Genomic DNA, 21,769 nt, shown 5'->3' on the forward strand with positions numbered 1-21,769 from the left:
CCGGATCGGCCGGTGACGACTCAGAGAGGAGACTTCGTGCCCGCACCCGATGGCGACCAGCCCACCCGACGCGTCCGCCTCGATGCCCTCGCCTACGGTGGCGACTACAACCCCGACCAGTGGTCGGAAGAGACCTGGCACGAAGACATCCGTCTGATGCGCGAAGCCGGCGTGAACATGGTGAGCCTGCCGATCTTCAGCTGGCCCCAGCTGGAACCGGAGCCCGGCGTCTACGACTGGGCGTGGCTCGACCGCATCATCGAGCTGCTCTGGAAGGCGGGCATCGCGATCGACCTCGCCACAGCGACCGCGACCCCGCCGTCGTGGCTGCTGCGCGCTCATCCCGAGATGGCACCGTGGGATGCCGACGGTCACCGCCTGGAGTTCGGATCCCGCCAGACCTACTGCCCGTCGTCGCCGATCTGGCGGGAGAACGTCGCGCGGATGACCCGGGCGATGGCAGAACGGTACGGAGACCATCCCAGTCTCGCCATGTGGCACATCTCCAACGAGTACGGCGATCACACCTCCCGCTGCTGGTGCCCCGAGTCGGCACGGCACTTCCGTCGCTGGCTGCAGGACCGCTACGGCGACCTCGACGGGCTGAACGAGGCGTGGGGCGTGAACGTGTGGGGTCAGCGCTACACGTCGTGGGAGCACATCGAGACGCCGAAGAAGGCGCCGGGGCCGGTCAACCCCACCAAGCTGCTCGACTTCGAGCGCTTCTCGTCCGACGCCCTGCTGGAGCTCTTCCAGGTCGAGATCGACGTGCTGCGCGAGGTCACACCCGACATCGCGGTGACCACGAACTTCATGAGCATGTTCCGCGACCTGGACTACTGGGGCTTCGCCGCTGTCGAAGACGTCGTGACCGATGACGCCTACCCCGAGCCCGCCGACCCGACCTCGCACATCGGCGCGGCCCTCAACTACGGCCTCATGCGCTCGCTCAAGGGCGGGCAGCCGTGGCTGCTGCTGGAATCCTCGGCCAGTGCGACCAGCTGGCGCGACGTGAACGTGCCCAAGGCGCCGGGCAAGATCCGCATCGAGAGCCTGCAGGCGGTCGCGCACGGCTCCGACGCCGTGATGTTCTTCCAGTGGCGTCAGGCCAAGTACGGCCAGGAGAAGTTTCACTCCTCGATGCTCGGTCATCGCGGAGAGCGCTCGCGCAGCTTCCGGGAGACCAAGGCGCTGGGCAACGAGCTGAAGAAGCTCGAACCCGTGCGCGGCACCCGGGTGCGCTCGCGCGTGGCGCTGGTGGTGGACTGGGACTCGTGGTGGGGCACCAGCGCCGTCGAGTCGCTGCCCTCGCAGCGTCTGCAGTGGGCGCAGCAGGCCCGAGCCTGGCACCGGGCGCTGTACACGCTCGGCCAGCCGGTGGACGCCGTCAGGGCGACCGGTCCCTTCGACGCGTACGACGTGGTCGTGGTGCCGAACCTCTACATCGTGGAGCAGCCGCAGGCCGACGCGCTGCGGGCCTTCGTCGAGCGCGGAGGGCACCTCGTGGTCGGACCGTTCTCCGGTGTGGTCGACGCCACCGAGAAGGTGCACGACGGCGGAGCGCCGGGACCCCTGCGCGACCTGCTGGGCATCGAGGTCGACGAGCAGTGGCCGATCGCCGACGGCCTGACCGAGAGCATCGACTACGCGGGCGACACCCTGACCGTGCCGTCGTGGAGCGAGTGGCTCGAGGCCGACGACGACGTGGAGGTGCGCGGCACCTATGCGAGCGGCGAGCTCGACGGCCTGCCCGCGGTGACCCGTCGCACGGCGGGGGCGGGCTCGGCCTGGTACGTCAGCGCGATGTTCGACCCTGAGGGCCTGCTCCCGGTCTTCCGTGATGTGCTGCGCACGGCCGGCGTTCCCGCCTGCGCGCACACCGACGTCGAGGTCGAGGTCGTCACGCGCGCCGACGACACCACCGACTACACGTTCTATCTGAACCACGGACGCTCCCCTGTCGCGTTCGAGATCCCGACCCCGGGCGTCGACCTGCTCACCGGCATCCGTCACGCGGACCGGCTCGAGCTCGACCGCTACGGAGTCGCCGTCCTCGCCGCGCCCCGCGCCGCATCCATCCCCTTCGCCACCCCGATCGCGTCTTCGCGTGACACGTCCCTGAGCAACAACGATGAGAAGGAGGACGCATGACCGCCCCGTTCGTGCATCCGTACATCCCCAACACCGCCCCGGAGTCTCGAGCGGCGATGCTCGCAGCCGTCGGTGCCGCGTCGGTCGACGAGTTCTACGCCGACATCCCGGCATCGCTGCGACTGAGCCGTCCGCTCGACCTTCCGGCCCCGTTCGTGGCCGAGCAGGACCTCGCCCGCCACGTGCGGGGGCTGCTCGCCAAGAACCGTTCGACCGCGGAGCGGCTGAGCTTCCTCGGCGCGGGCACCTACAACCACTATGTGCCGGCGGTCGTCGACGAGGTCATCGGGCGCAGCGAGTTCCTGACCGCCTACGCCGGTGAGCCCTACGAGGACCACGGCCGGTTCCAGGCGCTGTTCCAGTACCAGTCGCTGATGGCCGAGCTGCTCGAGATGGACGTCGTGAACGTGCCGACCTACGACGGCTACCAGGCCACGGCGACGGGCCTGACGATGTCGGGACGCCTCACCGGCCGCGGCCGGGTGCTGGTCGTCAGCGACGTGCTCCCCGCGAAGCTCGCGAAGGTGCACGACTACGTCCGCGCGCACCTCACGCTCGATCACGTGCCGACCGTCGGCGGCACGGCCGACGTGGCCGCCGTCCGTGCGGCACTGGGCGATGACGTGGCCGCGGTCTGGGTCGAGACGCCCAGCGCCACGGGAGCGGTCGAGGCCGCGCTGTCGGAGATCGCGGAGGCCGCGCACGCCGCGGGCGCCGTGGTCGTCGTCGGCACCGACCCGATCGGCTACGGCGTCCTCACCCCTCCCGCGGTGGCCGGAGCCGACATCGTCACCGGTGACATCCAGTCCCTCGGCCTGCACCAGTGGTTCGGCGGCGCCCACGGTGGCTTCATCGCCGTGCACGACGACCCGACCTTCGTGATGGAGATGCCGTCGCGGCTGTTCGGGCTCGCCACCACCGATGTGCCCGGCGAGTACGGCTTCGGAGACGTGGCCTACGACCGCACCTCGTTCGCCCATCGCGAGGACGGGAAGGAGTGGGTCGGCACGGCCGCGGCCCTCTGGGGCATCGCCGCCGGGGTCTACCTCGCACTCATGGGACCTGCCGGCATGGCCGAGCTCGGCGAGGTGCTCCTCGCCCGCACCCGGTACGCGCAGCAGGCGCTCGCCGCGGTGCCCGGTGTCGCGCTCGACGACGATGCCGTTCATCTGCGGGAATTCACGGTGACCTTCGCCGACGTCACGGCGCAGGCGGTCGTCACCGCGCTGCGCGCCAGGGGCATCGAACCCGGGGTGGTCGTGGACGAGCACCGCCTGCTCGTCTGCGTCACCGAACTCACCTCCCAGGCCGACATCGACACTCTGGCGGGCGCACTCGCCGAGGTCACGGCATCCGATCTCTTCGCGAAGGAGCAGAACCGATGAGCCTCCCCGTCGCCCCGAAGCCGGCGCTGCGCCGCTTCCAGCAGGCTCGCTGGGACGAGCCGATCATCTTCGAGCTGACCACGCCCGGCGAGCGCGGCGTACTGGTCTCGCAGGTCGAGCCCGGCGTGCGCGAGGCGGTGGGCGACGTGGTCGCCGCACTCCCCGCCTCCCTGCGCCGTGCGTCGAAGCCGAAGCTGCCTGAGATGGGGCAGATGCGCGTTCTCAAGCACTATCTGCGTCTGTCGCAGGAGAACCTCGGCGCCGACTTCAACGTCGACATCGGGCAGGGCACCTGCACCATGAAGTACGCGCCGAAGATCAACGACCAGCTCGCGAACACCCCGCAGCTCACCGCGATGCACCCGCACCAGGACCCGGCCGACGCACAGGGTGTGCTCGAGATCGTCTGGCAGCTGGAGCGGATGCTCGCCGAGATCTCCGGCATGGACGAGGTCTCGCTGCACACACAGGGCGGATCGGCCGCGATCTGGGCGAACATCGCCATGATCCGCGCCTTCCACGAGGCCAACGGCGAGGGCGAGCAGCGCCGCGAGGTCATCACCACGATCTTCAGCCACCCCTCGAACGCGGCCGCCGCGAAGGCTGCGGGCTACGAGGTCATCACCGTGTATCCCGACGCCGAGGGCTACCCCTCGCTCGACGCGCTGAAGGCGGCACTGTCGCCCCGTACCGCGGCGATCATGGTCACCAACCCCGAGGACACCGGCATCTACAACCCGGCGATCCGGGAGTGGGTGGATGCCGCGCACGCGGTCGGGGCCCTCGCCTCGTACGACCAGGCCAACGCGAACGGCATCCTCGGGGTCACGCGAGCCCGCGATGCCGGCTTCGACGTGTGCCACTTCAACCTGCACAAGACCTTCGGCACCCCGCACGGCAGCGGCGGACCCGGATCGGGCGCGAACGCCGTGAGCGCGGCGCTGGCCCCCTTCCTGCCGGGGCCGCGGGTGGTGCGCGACGATGACGGGACCTTCGCCGTCGCCGAGGGCGGAGAGCTCTCGATCGGTGCGGTCGGGCCGTTCTTCGGCGTCATCCCCGCCCTCGTGAAGGCCTACTCGTGGATCATGGCGCTCGGAGCCGAGGGGCTGCTGGCCGCCGCCGAGACCGCCGTGCTGAACAACAACTACCTGATGGCTCGCGTTCTCGGGATTCCCGGAGCGTCTGCGCCGTACGCCACCGGCCGCCGTCGCATCGAGCAGGTGCGCTATTCGTGGGAGGAGCTGTACCAGGAGACCGGCATCTCGTCGGAGGAGATCGGCGTGCGCATGACCGACTTCGGCATGCACTACTGGACCAGCCACCACCCCTACGTGGTGCCGCAGCCCTTCACGCTCGAACCGACCGAGTCGTACTCTATGGCAGAGCTCGACGAGTACGCGGACACCCTGGCCGAAGTGGCGCGAGAGGCACGCGAGACCCCCGAGGTGGTGCGCACCGCCCCGCACAACCAGACCGTGCACCACACGCACCACGACGATCTGGACGACCCCGACCGGTGGGCGATCACGTGGCGCGCGTACCAGCGGAAGTACTTCCCCGCGGAGTCTGTCGCGTCGTGATCGGCCTCGTCGTCAACCCTGTCGCCGGAGTCGGCGGGCCTGCGGGCCTCGCCGGCTCCGACGGCGCGGACGTGCAGCGCCTCGCCCTCGCGCGCGGCGCCCGTTCGCGCGTGCAGGAGCGGGCGGTCCTCGCCCTGACGACGCTCGCCGAACGGCATCCCGGGCTCGAGGTGGCGACCGCCGCTGGTGCGATGGGCGCCGACGCCGTGCGCGCGGCCGGGCTGGTTCCGCGTGTCGTGGCTCCCGCGCTCGGTGTCGAGCGGAACGAGACGGAGGCGGGGGACACCTCGCGTGCGGTGGCGGCGCTCGCCGCGGACGGCGTCGACCTGATCCTCGTGGTCGGCGGTGACGGGACGCTGCGGGATGCGGTCGCGGGGCTCGAAGGGGCCGAGCATCCGTCGGGAGCCGGAACGGATGTCGGGAGACACGCCGAAAGATCCGCACCCGGGGGCATGGACGCCCGACAGGCGCACGCGGATGCCGAGCACGCGGATACGCGCATGCCCGCCGTGCTCGGGGTGCCGGCCGGAGTGAAGATGTACTCGCCCGTGTTCGCGGTCAGCCCGCGGGCGGCGGGGGCGATCGCCGCGGACTGGATCGACCTGGGAGGGCTTCCCACCGACGAGCGCGAGGTACTCGACATCGACGAGGCCGCGATGCGGCGCGCCCGCGTCGACCCCACGCTGTACGGCATGCTGCGGGTGCCGTACCGGAGCGGCCGCACCCAGGCGCGCAAGGCGCCGACACCCGTGACCGAGGCGGCGGCGGTCGAGGCGGCGGCGCGTGGCGCCGTGGCCCGCATGCTCCCGGGCGTCCGCTATCTACTCGGTCCCGGCGGCACGACCGCCGAGATCTCCCGGCAGCTGGGCGTCGAGGGATCACCGCTCGGAGTCGATGTCGTGCTCGACGGCACGGCCGTCGTCTGCGGCGCGAGCGAGCAGGAACTCCTCGCCGAGATCGCCGAGGGGCCGGCTCAGGCCGTGGTCACCGTGATCGGCGGCCAGGGATTCCTGCTCGGGCGCGGCAACCAGCAGCTCTCGGCTGCCGTCCTGCGTGCTCTCGGCGACGACCCGCTCCTCGTCGTCGCCCCCGAGCAGAAGCTCATCGATCTGCACGGCCGCCCGCTCCTCGTCGACACCGGCGACCCGGAACTGGATGCGAGACTCGCCGGACACATGCGCATCGTCACCGGCTCGGGCACCAGCAGCCTGTACGCCGTGAGCGCCCCCGAACTGACTCCCTGACTGCGTCTGACATCTTCTGAACGAACCCGAAAGGACACCCCATGCGTCTCGAGAACAAGAAGGCCATCGTCACCGGCGGTGCCGGCGGCATCGGTCGTGCCACCTCGCTCGCGCTCGCCGCCGAGGGCGCGGCCGTCGCTGTCGTCGACCTGAACGCGGAGGCGGCAGAGGCCGTCGCGCAGGAGATCCGTGCCGCGGGTGGCACCGCCATCGCGATCGCGGCCGACGTCGCGAGCGAACCCGACATCGAACGGGTCATCGCCACCTCTCTCCAGGAGCTCGGCGGAGTGAACGTCGTCTTCAACAACGCGGGGATCATCCGTCGCACCACGGCGGTCGAGACGACTGTCGAGGAGTGGGATCGCGTGTTCGGCGTGAACGTGCGCTCGATCTTCCTGATGTGCAAGCACGTCGTGCCGATCATGGAGGCGGCCGGCGGTGGCTCGATCATCAACACCGGATCGGGCTGGGGCCTCAAGGGCGGCGGCCAGGCCCTCTCGTACTGCGCCTCGAAGGGCGCCGTCGTGAACATGACGCGTGCGCTCGCGATCGACCACGGCCCTGCCGGCATCCGGGTGAACTCCGTCAACCCCGGTGACGTGAACACCGGGATGCTGCGCGACGAGGCCCGTCAGCTCGCGCAGGACACCGACGCCTTCCTCGCCGAAGCCGCCGATCGTCCGCTGCGACGCATGGGCGAGCCGAGCGAGGTCGCGCAGGCCGTGGTCTGGCTCGCGAGCGACGACTCCTCGTACGTCACCGGGTCGGCGCTCGTCGTCGACGGCGGCGGGATCGCGTAGCTGCGGTGAGCCCGCGCACTCCGTCGAGTGCGCGGGCTCTCGACGTCGCGCCGTGCGCTCGACGACCGGCTCATGTGCCCCGCGGGCGGGGGGCGGGCGTACCCCCAGGACACTCGCGTAAAATCAGCACAATGACCGACGCCCCCTCCGACGCTGCACCCGACCTCGGACCGGGCGTCGACCCCGACGATCTCGCCACGACTCTTCGCGTACTCGCCGAGCTGCACCAGATCGACAACGAGCATCCGGACTTCGTCGCCGTGCGCCATGCGACCGCGGCGATGTTCAAGGCCGTCAAGCGGGTGCGCCGCAAGGAGATCCGCGATGCGATCGCCGAGGCCGACAAGGCCGTGGTCGCCCGCACCGCCACCGGAGCGCCCGACCGCATCGACGACGAGACGCGCGGCAACGACCTCGCCACGAGCGTGATCGACGCCCCGATCGCGGGCGAGCTGCTCAAGCCCCGCAACTGCTACATCTGCAAGCAGCCCTACACGCAGGTGGATGCGTTCTACCACCAGCTCTGCCCGGACTGCGCCCGCTTCAGCCACGGCAAGCGCAACGCCCGTACCGACCTCACCGGCAAGCGCGCCCTGCTCACGGGTGGCCGCGCCAAGATCGGCATGCACATCGCGCTGCGGCTGCTCCGCGACGGGGCGCACACCACGATCACCACCCGATTCCCGCGCGACGCCGTCCGCCGCTTCTCTGCTCTGCCCGACTCGGCTGACTGGCTGCACCGTCTGCGCGTCGTCGGCATCGATCTGCGCGACCCCGCCCAGGTGATCGGCCTCGCCGACTCCGTCGCCGCGCAGGGTCCGCTCGACATCCTCATCAACAACGCCGCGCAGACCGTGCGCCGCTCGCCGGGCGCGTACTCGCTGCTGGCGGATGCCGAGCTGCAGCCGCTTCCCGACGGACCGCTGCCCGAGATGGAGACCTTCGGTCACACGGCCGACCCGCACCCGCAGGCGCTGCAGGCATCCGTCGACGCGCATCCGCTGCTCTCGGTCGCTGCCCTCGGCGGCACGGTCGCCGAGCAGGGCGGCCAGGCGCTGACGGCCGAAGACCTCGCACGCCTCGCGATGGCCCCCGGATCCTCGTCGCTGGAGAAGCACGCCGACGGCACCGCGATCGACGCCGGCGGCCTCGTGCCCGACGTGAACCGCGTGAACAGCTGGGTGCAGTCGATCGAGCAGGTCGATCCGCTCGAGATGCTCGAGGTGCAGCTCGCCAACACCACCGCACCGTTCCTGCTCATCAGCCGTCTGCGCGCGTCGATGGCCGCCTCGGGTTCGCACCGCAAGTACGTCGTGAACGTCTCGGCCATGGAGGGGCAGTTCTCCCGCCGCTACAAGGGGCCAGGCCACCCGCACACGAACATGGCCAAGGCCGCACTCAACATGCTCACGCGCACCAGTGCCGGTGAGATGCTCGAGAAGGACGGCATCCTGATGACGGCCGTCGACACCGGGTGGATCACCGACGAGCGTCCGCACTACACGAAGGTGCGCCTGGCCGAAGAGGGCTTCCACGCCCCGCTCGACCTCGTCGACGGCGCCGCCCGCGTGTACGACCCGATCGTGCGCGGCGAGGCCGGCGAAGACATCCACGGCGTGTTCCTCAAGGACTACGAGCCCAGCCCCTGGTGAGCTCGCGCTGACCGGGACGGTCACGGGGACGGCAGCCTGGTCAGGCGGAAGGCTCGACCGGGTACGGATGCGGCAGCCACACCGTCACGATCAGGCCGCCGTCCGTCCGCGGGGTGAGCACCAGCGTGCCCCCGTGGGCCTGCGTGATGCGGTCGACGATCGCGAGACCGAGTCCCGCCCCGGCATGGTCGTCGCTGCGGGTGCGCTCGGCACCGCGCTGGAAGGGTTCGATGAGCGTCGCCACGCGGTGCGCCGGCAGCAGCTCGCCGGTGTTCTCCACGACCAGTGCGACGGCGTGGGTCATCGAGTGCGTCCGCACGGCGACGGCTCCGCCCGACGGCAGGTTGTGCACGATCGCGTTGAGCACGAGGTTCGTGACCAGCTGCGGCAGCAGCGTGGAGGAGCCGAGCACAGGGGCCGGGGCACCGCCCACCTCCACGGCGACGCCGCGACGGTCGGCGAGCGGCACCAGCGCCTCGACCGCTCCTTCCGCGAGGAGCGACAGATCCACGATCTCGCGGGTGAACGCGCGACGGTCCGCGCGGCTGAGCAGCAGCAGCGCTTCGGTGAGTTCGATCGCGCGGGCGTTGACCTCCTGCAGGCGGGCGATCAGCGCATCGACGTCGCGCTCGGGGTCATCGCGGGCGACCTCGAGCAGCGTCTGCGAGATCGCGAGAGGGGTGCGCAGCTCGTGCGAGGCATTGGCGGCGAACCGCTGCTGCTCGGCGACGTGGGCCTCTAGCTGCTCGAGCATCGAGTCGAAGACGTCGGCGAGGTCGCGGAACTCGTCGCGGGGGCCGGGGAGGGCGATCCGGTGCGAGAGCGACCCCTGCGCCGCCAGCCGCGCCGCGTCGCCGATGCGCTCGAGAGGCGCCAGCATTCGACCGGCGAGCAACCAGCCGCCGCCGAGTCCCAGGGCGAGCAGTACCACCATGACGACCGAGGCGACTGGCACGAACGCCCTGATCAGGTCGGAGCGGTTCGGCACCCGGAAGTCGATGTAGGGGATCTGCACGTCCGGTACGTAGCGCAGCAGATACAGGCCCACGGCGGCGAGAAGCAGCAACCCCGACACCAGCACGACAGCGGCGTAGCTGAGGGTGAGCTTGAGGCGGGCGCTCATGCCGGGGCGCCTACGCATCGGCGTCCGTCCCGATCCGGTATCCGACACCCGGCACGGTGAGGATCAGCCACGGTTCCCCCAGGCGCTTGCGCAGCGAGGAGACCGTGATGCGCACGGCGTTCGTGAACGGGTCGGCGTTCTCGTCCCAGGCGCGCTCCAGCAGCTCCTCGGCGCTGACCACCCCGCCCTCGGCGTCGACGAGCACCTCCAGCACGGCGAACTGCTTGCGGGTCAAGGCCACATAACGGTCGTCGCGGTACACCTCGCGGCGGAAGGGGTCCAGGCGCAGGCCCGCGACCTCGAGAACGGGCGGACGGCTGCGCTGTCGGCGCCGGTCGAGGGCGCGCAGGCGCAGCACGAGCTCGCGCAGTTCGAACGGCTTCGTGAGATAGTCGTCGGCGCCGATCTCGAAGCCGGTCGCCTTGTCGTCGAGCCGGTCGGCGGCGGTGAGCATGAGGATCGGGATGCCGCTGCCCGAGGCCACGATCCATCGGGCGATGTCATCGCCGGACGGGCCGGGAACGTCGCGATCGAGCACGGCGAGGTCGTAGGAGTTGACGCTCAGCAGCTCGAGCGCGGTGTCGCCGTCGCCCGCGATGTCGGCGGCGATCGCTTCCAGGCGCAGCCCATCGCGTACCGCCTCGGCGAGGTAGGGCTCGTCCTCGACGATCAGTACACGCATGGCTGCGATCCTACGCAGTGCGGCATATCGGCAGCGTATGCAAAAGCGCATACGCCCTGGCAACCGGCCCTCTTCTTCACTGGGAGCATGAACACCCGCACCACCCCTCTTCCGCTCCGAGCGCGCCGTCGCCGCAGGGTCATCATCACCGCGATCGCGTTCGCCGCCGCCGTGATCCTCGCGATCGCGGTGCAGCAGTCGCTGTCCGTGGCCTTCGCCGACGCCACGCATTCGGACCCATCGCCCGCGTCCACCCCTGTTCCGACTGGAGACATCACCGGTTCCGTCATCGCCCCGAGCGAGGCCGACGGGGTGATCCGCGACGACGACAAGCCCACGGTCTTCGAGGTGGACAGGGTTGCCGTCGGTAACCTCGACCCCGCCCTGCTCGAGGCTCTGCAGCGCGCAGCATCCGATGCGGAGCGCGACGGCGTCACCTTCCGGGTGAACAGCGGATGGCGCTCGCCCGCACTCCAGGAGCGGATGCTGCAGGACGCGATCATCCAGTACGGATCCGAGAACGAGGCGCGTCGCTGGGTGGCCACCCCCGAGACCTCGGAGCACGTGACGGGCGGTGCCGTCGATCTCGGTCCCTGGTCGGCGCTCGATTGGCTCGCACAGCGCGGCTCGCGCTACGGCCTCTGCCAGATCTACGCCAACGAGTCCTGGCACTACGAGCTGCGCCCGGAGGCCGTCGACGACGGATGCCCCGAGATGCTCGCCGACCCGACCGCCGACCCGAGGACGAAGCGATGACCACTCTTCTCGCCACCGAACCCGTGACCTTCTCGCGCCTGCACGCGCCGACACTGTGTACCCTGCCCGATGCCGTCGCCGAGAACCTGAGGCGCGTGCGAGCCGTGACCGCCGTGCCGATCATGGCCGTGGTGAAGGCCGACGGCTATGGACACGGGGCCGTCACCGTCGCGAGAGCCGCGGTCGCCGCCGGCGCCGACTGGCTGGGGGTGACCGACGTCGCCGAGGCGGTCGCGCTCCGCGAGGCCGGACTCGACGTGCCGATCCTGTCGTGGTTGAACCCGTCGGGCGTCGATGCCGAAGCCGCCGCCGCGCACCGCATCGATATAGCGATCGGCTCGGTCGAAGAGCTGCGCCAGCTGATCGCCGACGCCGCGGACCCGGTGCGCGTGCATCTGCATCTCGACACCGGCATGGCGCGGGGAGGGTGTCCTCTCGACGACTGGTCCGAGCTGTTCCGACTCGCGCGCTCCGGACGGGGCAGGGTCGAGGTCGTCGGGCTGATGGGTCACCTGCCACGAGCGGACGAGGCTGATCCCACGGCGAACGCGGCTGCGGTGCTGCGCATGCGGCAGGGACGCGATGCCATGCTGCGCGCAGGTCTGGGCCCTGTGCTCGTGCACCTCGCCGCGACATCCGGCGCCCTGACCGACCCCGCCACGCACTTCGGTATGGTGCGGATCGGCGCGGGGCTGGTCGGCATCGATCCCTCGGCGACGACCGCGCTGGTCGGTGCGTCGCGGTGGACGGCGCCCGTCGTGCACAGTGCCCTCGTGCCGGCGGGGACCGCCGTCGGCTACGGCGGCACCCACCTCGCCGCTCGGGAGACGCATCTGGCCGTCGTCGGCGTCGGATATGCCGACGGTGTTCCGCGCGAGCTCGCGCCCGGCGCGGGGGTGGAGATCGGCGGGGCGCGGCATCCGATCGTCGGGAGGGTGTCGATGGATCAGATCGTGGTCGATACGGGCGCCGCACTGTTCCCTCGGGGTGCGGTCGCGACGGTGTTCGGACCCGACGGAGGAGCCGTTCCCTCGGTGCAGGAGTGGGCGCGGTGGGCGGGGACCATCCCGCACACGGTCGTCACCGGAATCGGGGCGCGAGTGCGCAGGAGCATCGCATGACGACGAAGGTGCTGGTCGTCGGCGGCGGGCAGAACGCCGAGCACGAGGTGTCGCTGGCGTCTGCCGCCGCGGTTGCCGCTGCGCTGCGGATGGGGGATCACGAGGTGACGTGTGTGACCATCGACCGCGACGGGATCTGGCGCGTCGACGGTCGCCCGAACGGGGGATCGCCTGCCGAGTCGCTGGCGCTGGCGCTTCCGCTGCTCACACGGACCGACGTCGTCTTCCCCGCGGTGCACGGCGCCCTGGGCGAAGACGGAGCTCTCGCGGCGCTGTGCGCGCTCGCCGGAGTGCGTGTGGTGGGTTCGGGGTTGCGGGCCGGGGCCATCGGCATGGACAAGTGGACGACGAAGCTGGTGGCGGATGCCGTCGGGCTGGGCACCGCGCGCGGTCGTCTCGTCTCGGCCGACGACATCGGCGACGTGGAGTTCGAGGGCGAGATCGTGGTGAAGCCGGTGTCGGCCGGGTCGAGCCACGGCGTGAGCCTTGTGACGCGGGAGGAGGATCTGCTCGCCGCGCTGCACGAGGCCGCGCGCTTCGACCGCCGGATCCTGGTCGAAGAGGTCGTGCGGGGGCGCGAGATCGACGTGGCGGTGCTGCGTGAGAAGGGCGGCATCCGCTGGGCGGCACCGCCCCTCGAGATCCACGCGACGGGACTGTTCGACACGGCCACGAAGTACGACGGCAGCGCGCGGTTCACGGTTCCGGCGCAGCTCGATGCGGCCGAGGTGGCCGCGCTCAAGCGGGCGGCGATCGCGGTGTTCGACGCCCTCGGCTGCGATGGGGTGGCGCGGATGGACTTCTTCCTGACCGACCGGGGTCCGGTACTGAACGAGGTGAACACCATGCCAGGTCTGACGGCTGCGTCGCAGGTGCCGCGGATGTTCGCGGCGGCGGGCGTGACCTACGTCGACCTGGTGGCGCGGCTCGTGCGCGCGGCGTCGTGACGGCGTCTTCCGCCTCTCGCGTCGGATGGCCCGATGTCGCGAAAGGCATCTGCATCATCCTGGTGGTGCTCTGGCATGTGGTGACCAAGCATGCGATCGATGTGGCGGGTGCCGGTCCCGTGACCGACGCCTGGGCGATGCTGAACGCCCAGCTGCTGCCGTTGCGGATCCCGCTGTTCTTCCTGGTCTCCGGGATGTTCGCCGCACGGGCCGTGCTCGCCGACGACGGGAACTCCTGGCGACGGCGGGCGGCACGGCTCTCGCTGCTCTACGTCGTGTGGGTGCTCATCCAGACGTTCGTGCTCGCCCTGGCGCCCGACTTCGACACAGCGCGGGCGACCGACGGGTGGGAGCTGCTCGCGCAGCTGACCATCAGCCCGACGAACCTCTGGTATCTGCTTGCGCTCGCCGTATACCTGGCGATCGGTCGACTGACCCGCGCCCTGCCGACCGCCGTGGTGCTGTCGGTCGCCTTCGTGGTCGCGGCGGTCGCCGGGGCCGGAGTCATCCCCGATCTCGGCAACCTGTGGCAGCTGGTACAGAACCTGTTCTTCTTCCTCGTGGGGCTGCGGCTGCGTGCGGTCGTCGAACGCTTCGCGAAGAGCGTCGGGGTGTGGCGCACGCTCGCGCTCGCGGCCGTGTACGTCGCGGCGCTGGCGCTCGTGGCAGGCCTCGCCATCCGCCTGCTGCCGGGAGTGTGGCCCGCGCTCGCGCTGATCGCGGTGGCGTTCGGGGTGTCGCTCAGCGTGCTCCTCGATCGGCGGGTGGGAGTGATCGCGCGACCGTTGCGCTGGATCGGACAGCGCACCCTGCCGATCTACGTGCTGCACATGATGCCGCTCGCGCTCATCGATGCGGGGCTGGATGCTGCGGGAGGGAGGACGACGCCGGTGCTCGAAGCCATCGGCCCTATCGTGCTGACGGCGGCCGTGATCGTGATCTGTCTGGGCGTGCATGCGCTGCTGATGCGCTGCGGGCTCGGGGTGCTGTTCGACCCCTTGCAGGCGACCGACCGCCTGGTGCCGCGACCGCGCCGATGAAGGGCGCCGATGAAGGGCCTCGACAATCGGTGGAGGACGGCGGATGCTGGAACCATGGCGGCCTTCACAGCGGACAACGCATTCAGCGGATTCAGCGTCGACGACATCGACGCGGCGGAAGAGTTCTACGGCACGGCCCTCGGGCTCGATGTCGAGCGCAACGCGATGGGCTTCCTCGATCTGCGGCTGCCGAGCGGCGGGTCGATCCTCGTCTACTCGAAGCCGAACCACACGCCGGCGAGCTTCACGATCCTGAACTTCCCTGTGGCGGATGTCGATGCCGCGGTCGACGAGCTCATCGCCCGCGGTGTGCAGACCAAGATCTACAGCGACGAGGAGTTCCCCTCCGATGAGCGCGGTATCGTCCGCGGCAACGGTCGCGGCCCGGACATCGCGTGGTTCCGCGACCCGGCCGGCAATGTGCTCGCTGTCATGCAGGCCTGATTTCTGTATCTTCTTCCACTTATGTACATAAGCGGTAGAATGACATCATGAACACGATCAGCCGCAGCGTCCCGTCGAAGGATCTTCGCGACAGCTTGGCCGACGTCCTCGGTGGAGTCGCCTATGGTTCCGAGCGTGTGGGCGTCACTCGCCACGGGAAGCTCACGGCCGTCGTGATCAGCGTGGCCGACCTGGAACTGCTCGAAGAGCTCGAGGCCGCGCGCGATGCGGCCGAGTTCGCGGCGGCCAAGGCTGCAGACGATGGACAGCGTGTGTCGCTCGATGAGCTCCTCACGGAAGTTGCGTGACCACCTATCGGGTGGAGTTCACCACAGCGGCCGCCAAAGAGCTACGCAAACTCGATGCGCAGATCCGTCGACGGGTGCTCTCCGGGATCGCCGAACTCGAGCGCGAACCCCGCCCTCATGGGGTCCGCAAACTCTCCGGCTATGACAACGCTTGGCGGGTGCGCATCGGCGACTACCGCGTTCTCTACGAAGTGATCGACGACCAGGTGCTCGTGACCGTGGTGCGGGTCGCTCACCGCCGAGACGTATACGAGATCTGAACGCCGCGCTCGGGGCGGGATCGATCTGATGCGACACCCCTTGAGCATTCGACGGCGACACCTCGGGGATCACGCTCCCCGAGGTGTCGCCGGTGCGGGTCAGTCGAAGACCGCGTCGGGGTAGAGCTCCTCGGCGATCAGCCGCACCGCCGAGACGTTGCCGAGCGTGCCGGGGAACAGGTCGGTCGAGGGCACCGCGATCAGTCGCCCGTCGCGCACGGCGGGCATGTCGGGGAAGGTCGCTGCGAGGTACGAGCGGACAGCGGCCTCGTGCGCGGAGTCGGTCACCGCGAACACGAGTGCATCGGGTGCTTCGGCGGCGAGGGATTCCGGGGTGATCTCGGCGGCGAAGAAGTCGGCGAATGCGGGGTCGTCCGGTGTGAAGACGTTGTCGGCGCCGGCGCGCTGCAGGATGTCGTACTCGATGCCGGCGCCGATCGCGGTGAGGGTCGTCCCCTCCACGAAGACCTGCGCGACGCGCGGGCGGTCCTGCCCCTCGATCGCGGTGTCGACGGTGGCGAGCTCGGCCTGGGACGACGCGATCAGGTCGTTCGCCTCCTTCTCGACGTGGAAGATCGCGCCGAGGTTGTCGAGGTCGATGAAGAGGTCGTCGACGGTGCCCTCCATGCGGCGGTCGAAGCATCCGCCGGTCGCGGTGTACGCGGCGACACCGGCGTCTGCGAGCTGCTCGATGCTGGCGAAGCCCTGCTCGGCGGTGAACTCGTAGGTGGTGGGCGAGTAGACGAAGTCGGGTTCGACGGCGAGCAGCTCCTCACGGCTCGGCGGGGCGTCTCCGCCGATGACCGGCACATCGGCCGCCATGCCCGCGACGTCGGCCGGCAGCTTCTGGGCCGTGGCCTGCGCTTGACCGACGAGGGAATCGGCGAGACCGAGGCGCAGCAGCAGCTCGGTCTGCGACGGGTGCAGCCCGACGACGGCGGTCGGCGTGGTCGGGATCTCGACCGTGCGGCCGCAGTTCTCGATCGTGATCGCCTCGCCGGCGGAGTCGGGTGCGGATCCGGCGGAGACGCCGCCGCCGCATCCGGTGAGGGCGATCGCGCCCAGTCCGACGGTGACGGCGGCGAGCAGACGGGTGGTTCGGGTACGGGGTGTCATTCTTCTTCTCCTTGGTAGGGGTGTGGGTTCAGGTGTCGAGCGGATCAGCCGGCGGACTGTCGCGGATGGAACGTCATCGCCCGCGCCCCGGTGTCGACCTCGATGGCAACGCGGGCGGTGACGTGGAAGACCTCGTCGACGAGCGTGGGGGTGAGCACGGTGTCGGGCGGACCGAAGGCGACGAGCCTGCCCTCGTCGAGCACGGCGACGTCGTCGCAGAACGCCGCGGCGATGTTGAGGTCGTGCAGGGCCGCGATCACGGTCGTGCCGAGTCCGCTCACGACGCGCATCAGGTCGAGCTGGTGCGCGATGTCGAGGTGGTTGGTCGGTTCGTCCAGCACGAGGATCTCGCCGCTCTGCGCGAGCGCACGGGCGAGCATCACTCGCTGGCGCTGACCACCCGAGAGCCGTCGCACCAGGCGGTCGCCGAGGTCGTGCACGTCGGCGGTGCGCAGGGCCTCGTCGACGATGCGCTGATCCTCCGCGGTGTCCCGGCTGAAAGGCGGACGATGCGGCGAACGGCCCACGAGCACGGTCTCCCGCACGGTCAGATCGAACTCGGACGGGGAGTCCTGCAGCATGACCGACACGGTGCGCGCGAGTGTGCGCGGGGCCAGCTGCGACACGTCGGCGCCGTCGATCAGGACGCGTCCGGCGTGCGGACGCTGACCCGTGAAGAGCGCGCGCAGGAGCGTGGACTTGCCGCTGCCGTTGGGGCCGAGGAGTCCCACGATGCGCCCGGTGCCGACCTCGAGGTCGATGCCGTGCAGCACGGTGCGACCGCCGCGTGCGACGCTCACGTCGTCGAACAGCACGCTCATCGGTCGAACCCCGCCCGCTCGCCGCCGCTGCGCATCAACCACAGGAAGAACGGAGCCCCGACGAACGCGGTGAGGATCCCGAGGGGGATCTCGGTTGGCATCGCGACCGTGCGGGCGAGCAGATCGGCGACCATGAGGAACAGCGCACCGCCGAGGACCGTGATCGGCAGCATCCGCCGATGATCCGAGCCGACCAGGAGCCGGGCCATGTGCGGCACGACGAGGCCGACGAAGCCGATGCCGCCGCTCACGGCGACGATCGCACCGGTCAGGAGCGAGGCGAGCACGAGCAGCAGACCGCGCAGCCGGGTCGTGCGCACGCCCACCGCCATCGCGGATTCGTCGCCCGCGAGCAGTGCGTTCATCGACCGCGAGAGCCCGAACACGGCGATGCAGGCGATCGCGAGCGCGACCGCGGGGATCAGCAGCGACGACATGTCGGCGGCCGACACGCTGCCGAGCAGGAAGAACATCACGCTGACGACGTTCTGGGCGTCGGTGGTGAGCGTGAGGTAGCTGGTCACGGCACTCAGCAGGGCGCCGAGTGCGACACCGGCGAGGATCATCCTGGTCGGCGACAGCTCTCCGCGGATGCGCGCGAGCATGGCGACGAGGATGCAGGCGACCATAGCGCCCACGAAGGCCGCCCCGCTCATCGTGAGGCCGAGGAACGTGGCCCCGCCCGAGACGATCACCAGTACAGCGCCGACACTCGCCCCGGACGAGACGCCGAGGATGTACGGCTCGGCGAGCGGGTTGCGCACGACGGCCTGCATCATCGCCCCGGCGAGAGCGAGCCCTGCGCCCGAGAGCGCGGCCAGGAGCGATCGCGGCACCCGGAACTGCCACACGGCCTGGTCCTGCAACGGGGTGAGCGTGCCATCGGACATCCAGGGCATGCCGGGGATCAGATGGCCGATCACGATCTTCGCGGCGTCGAGGGGGGAGACGGCGACGGGCCCGGTGGCCGCGGAGAGCACGAGGACGAGCACGGCGAGCACGGCGATGGTCGTCACGGTGGGGCCGACCGGTAGCATCCGGCGGCCTCCGCTCCGGGCCCGGCGGCGCTCGCCGCCTCGGCGCCGGGGGAAGCGGATGCGCCGTTCGGCGAGGGTGGCGGTCGATGCGCTCACAGGGAGGCTCCGTTCGGGGCGTCGGCGGGCATGGCGGTCGTGACCTCGGCCGCGAAGTCGAGCACGGTGAGACCGAGCGCGTGCAGGGCAGCGGATTCGTTCGCGCCGTGCCCTGCTCCGGCGGCCGTCCAGAGACGGGCCGAGCCGCCCGCCTGCTGCAGCGCCTCGACCATCCGGTGCGTGTCTCGGGCAAGCACCCGGGTGTCCTCACCGAGCACGACACCGAGGTAGGAGGGGATCGGAGTCCCGACCGGGAGTGCTTCGGCCTGAGCGAGGGGAGAGAGGGTGCGGAGGCGAGCGCGGGATCCCGGGGTGCCGTCATCGCCGAACTCGGCTCGCCAGCGCGCCCCGAGCGGATGATCGTCCAGGGCGAGCAGGTCGAGGGGAGCGGCGGTGGTCACGAAGCCCGCGCACAGCTCCGGGTGCTCGATCGCGCACCCGGCTGCGATGACCCCGCCCAGGGAGGCCCCGGCGAGGACGAGGAGATCGGGGCGGGTGATCCCGGCCGCGATGAGTCCGCGTGCGACGTCGGCGAGGTCGGCGATCGTGCGATGCTTGCGGGCGCCGCGGCCCGCTTCACGCCAGGCCCTTCCGCGCTCGCCGCCACCGCGGAGCTGCGCGGAGGCGTAGGCGCCGCCGAAGGCGACCCATGCGGGCACGGTGGGTTCGAAGAGCGGGAGATGGGGTACGCCGAAGCCGCCGTAGCAGGTCAGGATCAGCGGCACCGGGCCCTCTGCGCCCGGCGGAGCGGTCACGTGGACGGTCAGGGTCGCGCCGTCGTCGGCGGGCAGATCGTGGCGCACGGTGGCGCCGAGGGCCTCCGCGGGAGGGGGAGCGATCGTGGCGTTCTCCTTCGTGCGCTCGACGATCCGCGGTGGGGTGAGCGGCCCTTCGACGCCCAGGTGCAGCACACCGTCGTCGAACCCGATCGCCGTCATCGTGAGAGTGTCGGAGCCGGCCGAGTCCGCTTCGGAGCGTTCGATCTCGACGCCGTCGACCAGGTCGACGAGCACGCTGCGCCCGTCGGCGACGGCGAGCACGACGACGCGGTCCCCGTGCGCTGCGACATCGACGATCTGCGCGTCGGGATCGCTCCAGCGCCAGAGCAGGCCGTGCTTCGCGTCGCCGTCGACGCCGGCACCGTCGTTCGCCACGGCATCGAGCCCGCCGTCGTGCCACACCAGCACGCCGGCGTCGAGCGGTGCGGCGCGCAGGAGCGCGGGCCACCGTCCCAGAAGGGTCCCGGTGGTCCGGTCGGTCAGCGTCGTGCCTCGGGAGCCCGAGCTCAGGGCGCGCAGTCCGCTCTTCCCGCCCGGGAACAGCCGCAGTCGCGCCTCGGACGCGAGGGGGACCGCCCGTCGCGTATCCGTCTCGAGGTCGAGGGTCACGAGCATCCGGTCGCGGCTCGCGACGACGTCGAGGCTCCGTGAGTCCGCTGCCCACGCCACGGTGTCGTAGCGCAGGCGGATGTCGGGATGCAGGCGCAGCGTGCCGGCGGCGACGTCGACGATGCCGAACACGGCGTTCTCGTCGGCGGAGGGTGCCCACTCGACGGCGACGAGTCGGCGGTCGGGGGAGGGGAAGATCCGGTGCAGGTGGCCGTCGGGCTCGATCACGGTCGTGCCGTCGACGCGGTGGATACCGCGGCGGGAGCGGTCGTCCGCTCTGCCCAGCGTGAAGCCGCCGACCGGCAGGCCCGGACGGCCGTGGCGCTCGGCGCGCGCGAGGGCGTCGTCGAGCAGGGATCGGTGCGCGCTCATCGCCCCACCAGGTCGTCGATGCGGTCGCCGCCACCCGCCCACAGCAGGTGTCCGCCCTCGTCGAGCGGGGTGGGCAGCTCGATCGTGGAGATGCCCTCATCGTCGAGCAGGAGGATCGTGCCGTCTCCCCCGCTGGTGACCGCGATCTTTCCGGTCCTGGGATCGATCGCGAGGGAGCGACGCTGCGCGGGGCGACCATCGACGCCGTCCCACGGCAGCTGTCCTGCGCGGGGCGGGTGTGTCATCGCCGGGATCGGAGTGATCCGCGAGACGCGCGCCTGTGCACGATCGATCACCACCACGACATCGCCGTCGGGGTGGATCACGCACACCGCCGCGATGCCCGTGGCGAGTGCGAACCGGAAGGCGAGTCCCGGTGGCAACGGCACGGAACGGGTCGCTCCCGACGCGAGGTCGATCTCGACGAAGGTGTTGGTCCACTCCGGCCACGCTCCGGGGGAGGCCGGTCCGCCGCGGACGATGCCCGTGGCTCTTCCCGTGTCACCGGCGAGGCGCAGGTAGTACGCGCGTCCGTGGACGGGCCAGGGGACGATGCCGATGGCGCGGGGCAGCCCGGCGTCGACGACGAACCGTTCGAGGCCGCGGCTCGTCGCGATGCCGACGACACCGGAGCCCGGGTCCATCACGTCGCCGTGGCCGTCTGCGGCGAGGTCGTCGAGGAGGTGTCCGCGCAGAACCGGGGCGTGGGCTCCGACGTCGAGGGCTCTCGCCAGGGGCAGCGCCTCCACCGCGCCGGGCTCGCGATGGCGGAGCACGATCGTCGGTTCTCCAGAGGCCTGATCGGGGGCGAGCACGACCCCGGGTTCGCCCGTGCGCACCCGGAAGCGCACGGAGGTGTCGGTCGTGAGGTCGACGACCGACACCAGGTCGCTCCACGCCTCCTCGTTCATCCCCAGGCCGGAGGTGACGACCACGTGGCGGCCGCTCGGATCGCAGGCGAGGTGCTCGGCGGGGATGGCGATCGGGATGCGCCGCACGGCGTCCGTGTCGCCGACGACCAGCGCGCCGCCGCGGTCGTCGGCGAAGGCCCAGCGCCCGGCTGCTCCGGTGGGGAGTCGGAGGAAGCCCGCGTGCTCGGCGAGCCAGCTGTCGGCGACCGCGACACGCCGGGAGCCGTCGTGGATCTCGTAGACGACTCCGGCCCGGTGATCAGCGGCGAGGAGGGGTGTGGAGGAGGACATGTCAGCGATCCTAGTAGATATTGAGAATCATTATCATTTAGGGTCGTCAGTGTTCACACATCGTGAACCCGCCCCGCACACCGCGGGACGGACCACCTCACTGAAGGAGAACGAAATGGAAAAGCAGATCCTCGCCGAGATCGAAGAGTCCGAGCAGCTGGCGCACCTGTCGGCATCGCACTCGAACGCACTGGTCGAGAACCCCTTCGACTGATCGCGGATCCTTCCGTCGCGCTTTCGAGCG

General features: G+C 70.7%; 21 protein-coding genes. 14 read left to right on the forward strand and 7 right to left on the reverse strand.

From position 1 onward, the window contains the following. The first annotated feature begins 36 nt into the window (after nt 1–36). The 6 genes from ASD13_RS11310 to ASD13_RS11335 all read left to right on the forward strand — a co-directional run bounded on the left by ASD13_RS11310 (nt 37) and on the right by ASD13_RS11335 (nt 8,812). Nucleotides 37–2,151: a beta-galactosidase gene (locus ASD13_RS11310; RefSeq protein WP_055869236.1), complete on the forward strand. Its 2,115-nt coding sequence runs from the start codon at nt 37–39 to the stop codon at nt 2,149–2,151. Further along, nucleotides 2,148–3,536 carry an aminomethyl-transferring glycine dehydrogenase subunit GcvPA gene (gene gcvPA, locus ASD13_RS11315; protein WP_055869237.1) on the forward strand — a complete coding sequence of 463 codons (1,389 nt, stop codon included), beginning with the start codon at nt 2,148–2,150 and terminating at the stop codon, nt 3,534–3,536. The genes ASD13_RS11310 and gcvPA overlap by 4 nt, the downstream gene beginning before the upstream one ends. Then, nucleotides 3,533–5,116 carry an aminomethyl-transferring glycine dehydrogenase subunit GcvPB gene (gene gcvPB / locus ASD13_RS11320; protein ID WP_055869238.1) on the forward strand — a complete coding sequence of 528 codons (1,584 nt, stop codon included), beginning with the start codon at nt 3,533–3,535 and terminating at the stop codon, nt 5,114–5,116. Before gcvPA ends, gcvPB begins: the two co-directional genes overlap by 4 nt. After that, complete coding sequence (locus ASD13_RS11325; protein WP_055869239.1) at nt 5,113–6,360, forward strand: ATP-NAD kinase family protein; 1,248 nt, start codon at nt 5,113–5,115, stop codon at nt 6,358–6,360. The genes gcvPB and ASD13_RS11325 overlap by 4 nt, the downstream gene beginning before the upstream one ends. 41 nt (nt 6,361–6,401) lie before the next feature. Continuing rightward, entirely contained in the window at nt 6,402–7,160 is a 759-nt protein-coding gene (locus ASD13_RS11330) for an SDR family NAD(P)-dependent oxidoreductase (RefSeq protein ID WP_055869240.1), read from the forward strand. A 131-nt stretch (nt 7,161–7,291) separates the two neighbouring features. Then, complete coding sequence (locus tag ASD13_RS11335; protein WP_055869241.1) at nt 7,292–8,812, forward strand: SDR family NAD(P)-dependent oxidoreductase; 1,521 nt, start codon at nt 7,292–7,294, stop codon at nt 8,810–8,812. 40 nt (nt 8,813–8,852) lie between these two features. Here the strand turns inward: ASD13_RS11335 and ASD13_RS11340 are convergent, their stop codons facing one another. Next, on the reverse strand, nt 8,853–9,935 hold the full coding sequence (locus ASD13_RS11340; protein ID WP_055869242.1) for a sensor histidine kinase: 1,083 nt from the start codon (nt 9,933–9,935) through the stop codon (nt 8,853–8,855). Between the two features lie 10 nt (nt 9,936–9,945). Further along, a complete protein-coding gene (locus ASD13_RS11345; RefSeq protein ID WP_017831205.1) occupies nt 9,946–10,617 on the reverse strand; it encodes a response regulator transcription factor in 672 nt (223 codons plus the stop codon). An 87-nt stretch (nt 10,618–10,704) separates the two neighbouring features. Here ASD13_RS11345 and ASD13_RS11350 point away from each other — a divergent pair, with 87 nt between their 5' ends. From ASD13_RS11350 to ASD13_RS11380, 7 genes are read left to right on the forward strand one after another with little or no spacing between them, the layout of a single operon-like run. After that, nucleotides 10,705–11,373 (forward strand): M15 family metallopeptidase, encoded by a 669-nt coding sequence (locus ASD13_RS11350; RefSeq protein WP_055869243.1) that lies wholly within the window; start codon nt 10,705–10,707, stop codon nt 11,371–11,373. After that, nucleotides 11,370–12,494, forward strand: a complete 1,125-nt coding sequence (gene alr / locus ASD13_RS11355; protein ID WP_055869244.1) for an alanine racemase — start codon at nt 11,370–11,372, stop codon at nt 12,492–12,494. Before ASD13_RS11350 ends, alr begins: the two co-directional genes overlap by 4 nt. Beyond that, on the forward strand, nt 12,491–13,441 hold the full coding sequence (locus ASD13_RS11360; RefSeq protein ID WP_017831208.1) for a D-alanine--D-alanine ligase family protein: 951 nt from the start codon (nt 12,491–12,493) through the stop codon (nt 13,439–13,441). The genes alr and ASD13_RS11360 overlap by 4 nt, the downstream gene beginning before the upstream one ends. Continuing rightward, the gene (locus ASD13_RS11365; protein WP_055869245.1) at nt 13,438–14,481 is read left to right on the forward strand and encodes an acyltransferase family protein; all 1,044 of its coding nucleotides are present in this window, start codon (nt 13,438–13,440) and stop codon (nt 14,479–14,481) included. Before ASD13_RS11360 ends, ASD13_RS11365 begins: the two co-directional genes overlap by 4 nt. Nucleotides 14,482–14,535: 54 nt before the next feature. Then, nucleotides 14,536–14,925 (forward strand): VOC family protein, encoded by a 390-nt coding sequence (locus tag ASD13_RS11370; RefSeq protein WP_029260102.1) that lies wholly within the window; start codon nt 14,536–14,538, stop codon nt 14,923–14,925. Nucleotides 14,926–14,972: 47 nt separating this feature from the next. Beyond that, nucleotides 14,973–15,233: a type II toxin-antitoxin system prevent-host-death family antitoxin gene (locus ASD13_RS11375; protein WP_055869246.1), complete on the forward strand. Its 261-nt coding sequence runs from the start codon at nt 14,973–14,975 to the stop codon at nt 15,231–15,233. Continuing rightward, nucleotides 15,230–15,493: a type II toxin-antitoxin system RelE family toxin gene (locus tag ASD13_RS11380; RefSeq protein ID WP_055869247.1), complete on the forward strand. Its 264-nt coding sequence runs from the start codon at nt 15,230–15,232 to the stop codon at nt 15,491–15,493. The genes ASD13_RS11375 and ASD13_RS11380 overlap by 4 nt, the downstream gene beginning before the upstream one ends. Nucleotides 15,494–15,592: 99 nt before the next feature. On the opposite strand, the gene ASD13_RS11385 is transcribed toward ASD13_RS11380, so the two are convergent. Genes ASD13_RS11385 through ASD13_RS11405 form a run of 5 tightly spaced genes read right to left on the reverse strand, consistent with a single transcriptional unit; the run spans nt 15,593 to nt 21,525 of the window. After that, on the reverse strand, nt 15,593–16,609 hold the full coding sequence (locus ASD13_RS11385; protein WP_082531482.1) for an ABC transporter substrate-binding protein: 1,017 nt from the start codon (nt 16,607–16,609) through the stop codon (nt 15,593–15,595). Nucleotides 16,610–16,653: 44 nt separating this feature from the next. Then, on the reverse strand, nt 16,654–17,430 hold the full coding sequence (locus tag ASD13_RS11390; RefSeq protein ID WP_055869249.1) for an ABC transporter ATP-binding protein: 777 nt from the start codon (nt 17,428–17,430) through the stop codon (nt 16,654–16,656). Further along, complete coding sequence (locus ASD13_RS11395) at nt 17,427–18,563, reverse strand: FecCD family ABC transporter permease (protein ID WP_200942481.1); 1,137 nt, start codon at nt 18,561–18,563, stop codon at nt 17,427–17,429. Before ASD13_RS11395 ends, ASD13_RS11390 begins: the two co-directional genes overlap by 4 nt. Beyond that, nucleotides 18,560–20,323: a prolyl oligopeptidase family serine peptidase gene (locus ASD13_RS11400; RefSeq protein ID WP_055869251.1), complete on the reverse strand. Its 1,764-nt coding sequence runs from the start codon at nt 20,321–20,323 to the stop codon at nt 18,560–18,562. The genes ASD13_RS11395 and ASD13_RS11400 overlap by 4 nt, the downstream gene beginning before the upstream one ends. Further along, nucleotides 20,320–21,525 (reverse strand): hypothetical protein, encoded by a 1,206-nt coding sequence (locus ASD13_RS11405; RefSeq protein ID WP_055869252.1) that lies wholly within the window; start codon nt 21,523–21,525, stop codon nt 20,320–20,322. The genes ASD13_RS11400 and ASD13_RS11405 overlap by 4 nt, the downstream gene beginning before the upstream one ends. Nucleotides 21,526–21,640: 115 nt before the next feature. Between ASD13_RS11405 and amiA the strand changes: the two genes are divergently transcribed. After that, nucleotides 21,641–21,739: a streptamidine family RiPP gene (gene amiA / locus ASD13_RS17745; protein ID WP_017831216.1), complete on the forward strand. Its 99-nt coding sequence runs from the start codon at nt 21,641–21,643 to the stop codon at nt 21,737–21,739. The last annotated feature ends 30 nt before the right edge of the window (nt 21,740–21,769 follow it).

The sequence above is a fragment of the Microbacterium sp. Root1433D1 genome (genome assembly GCF_001426835.1).
GTDB classification, from domain to species: Bacteria; Actinomycetota; Actinomycetes; order Actinomycetales; family Microbacteriaceae; genus Microbacterium; species Microbacterium maritypicum.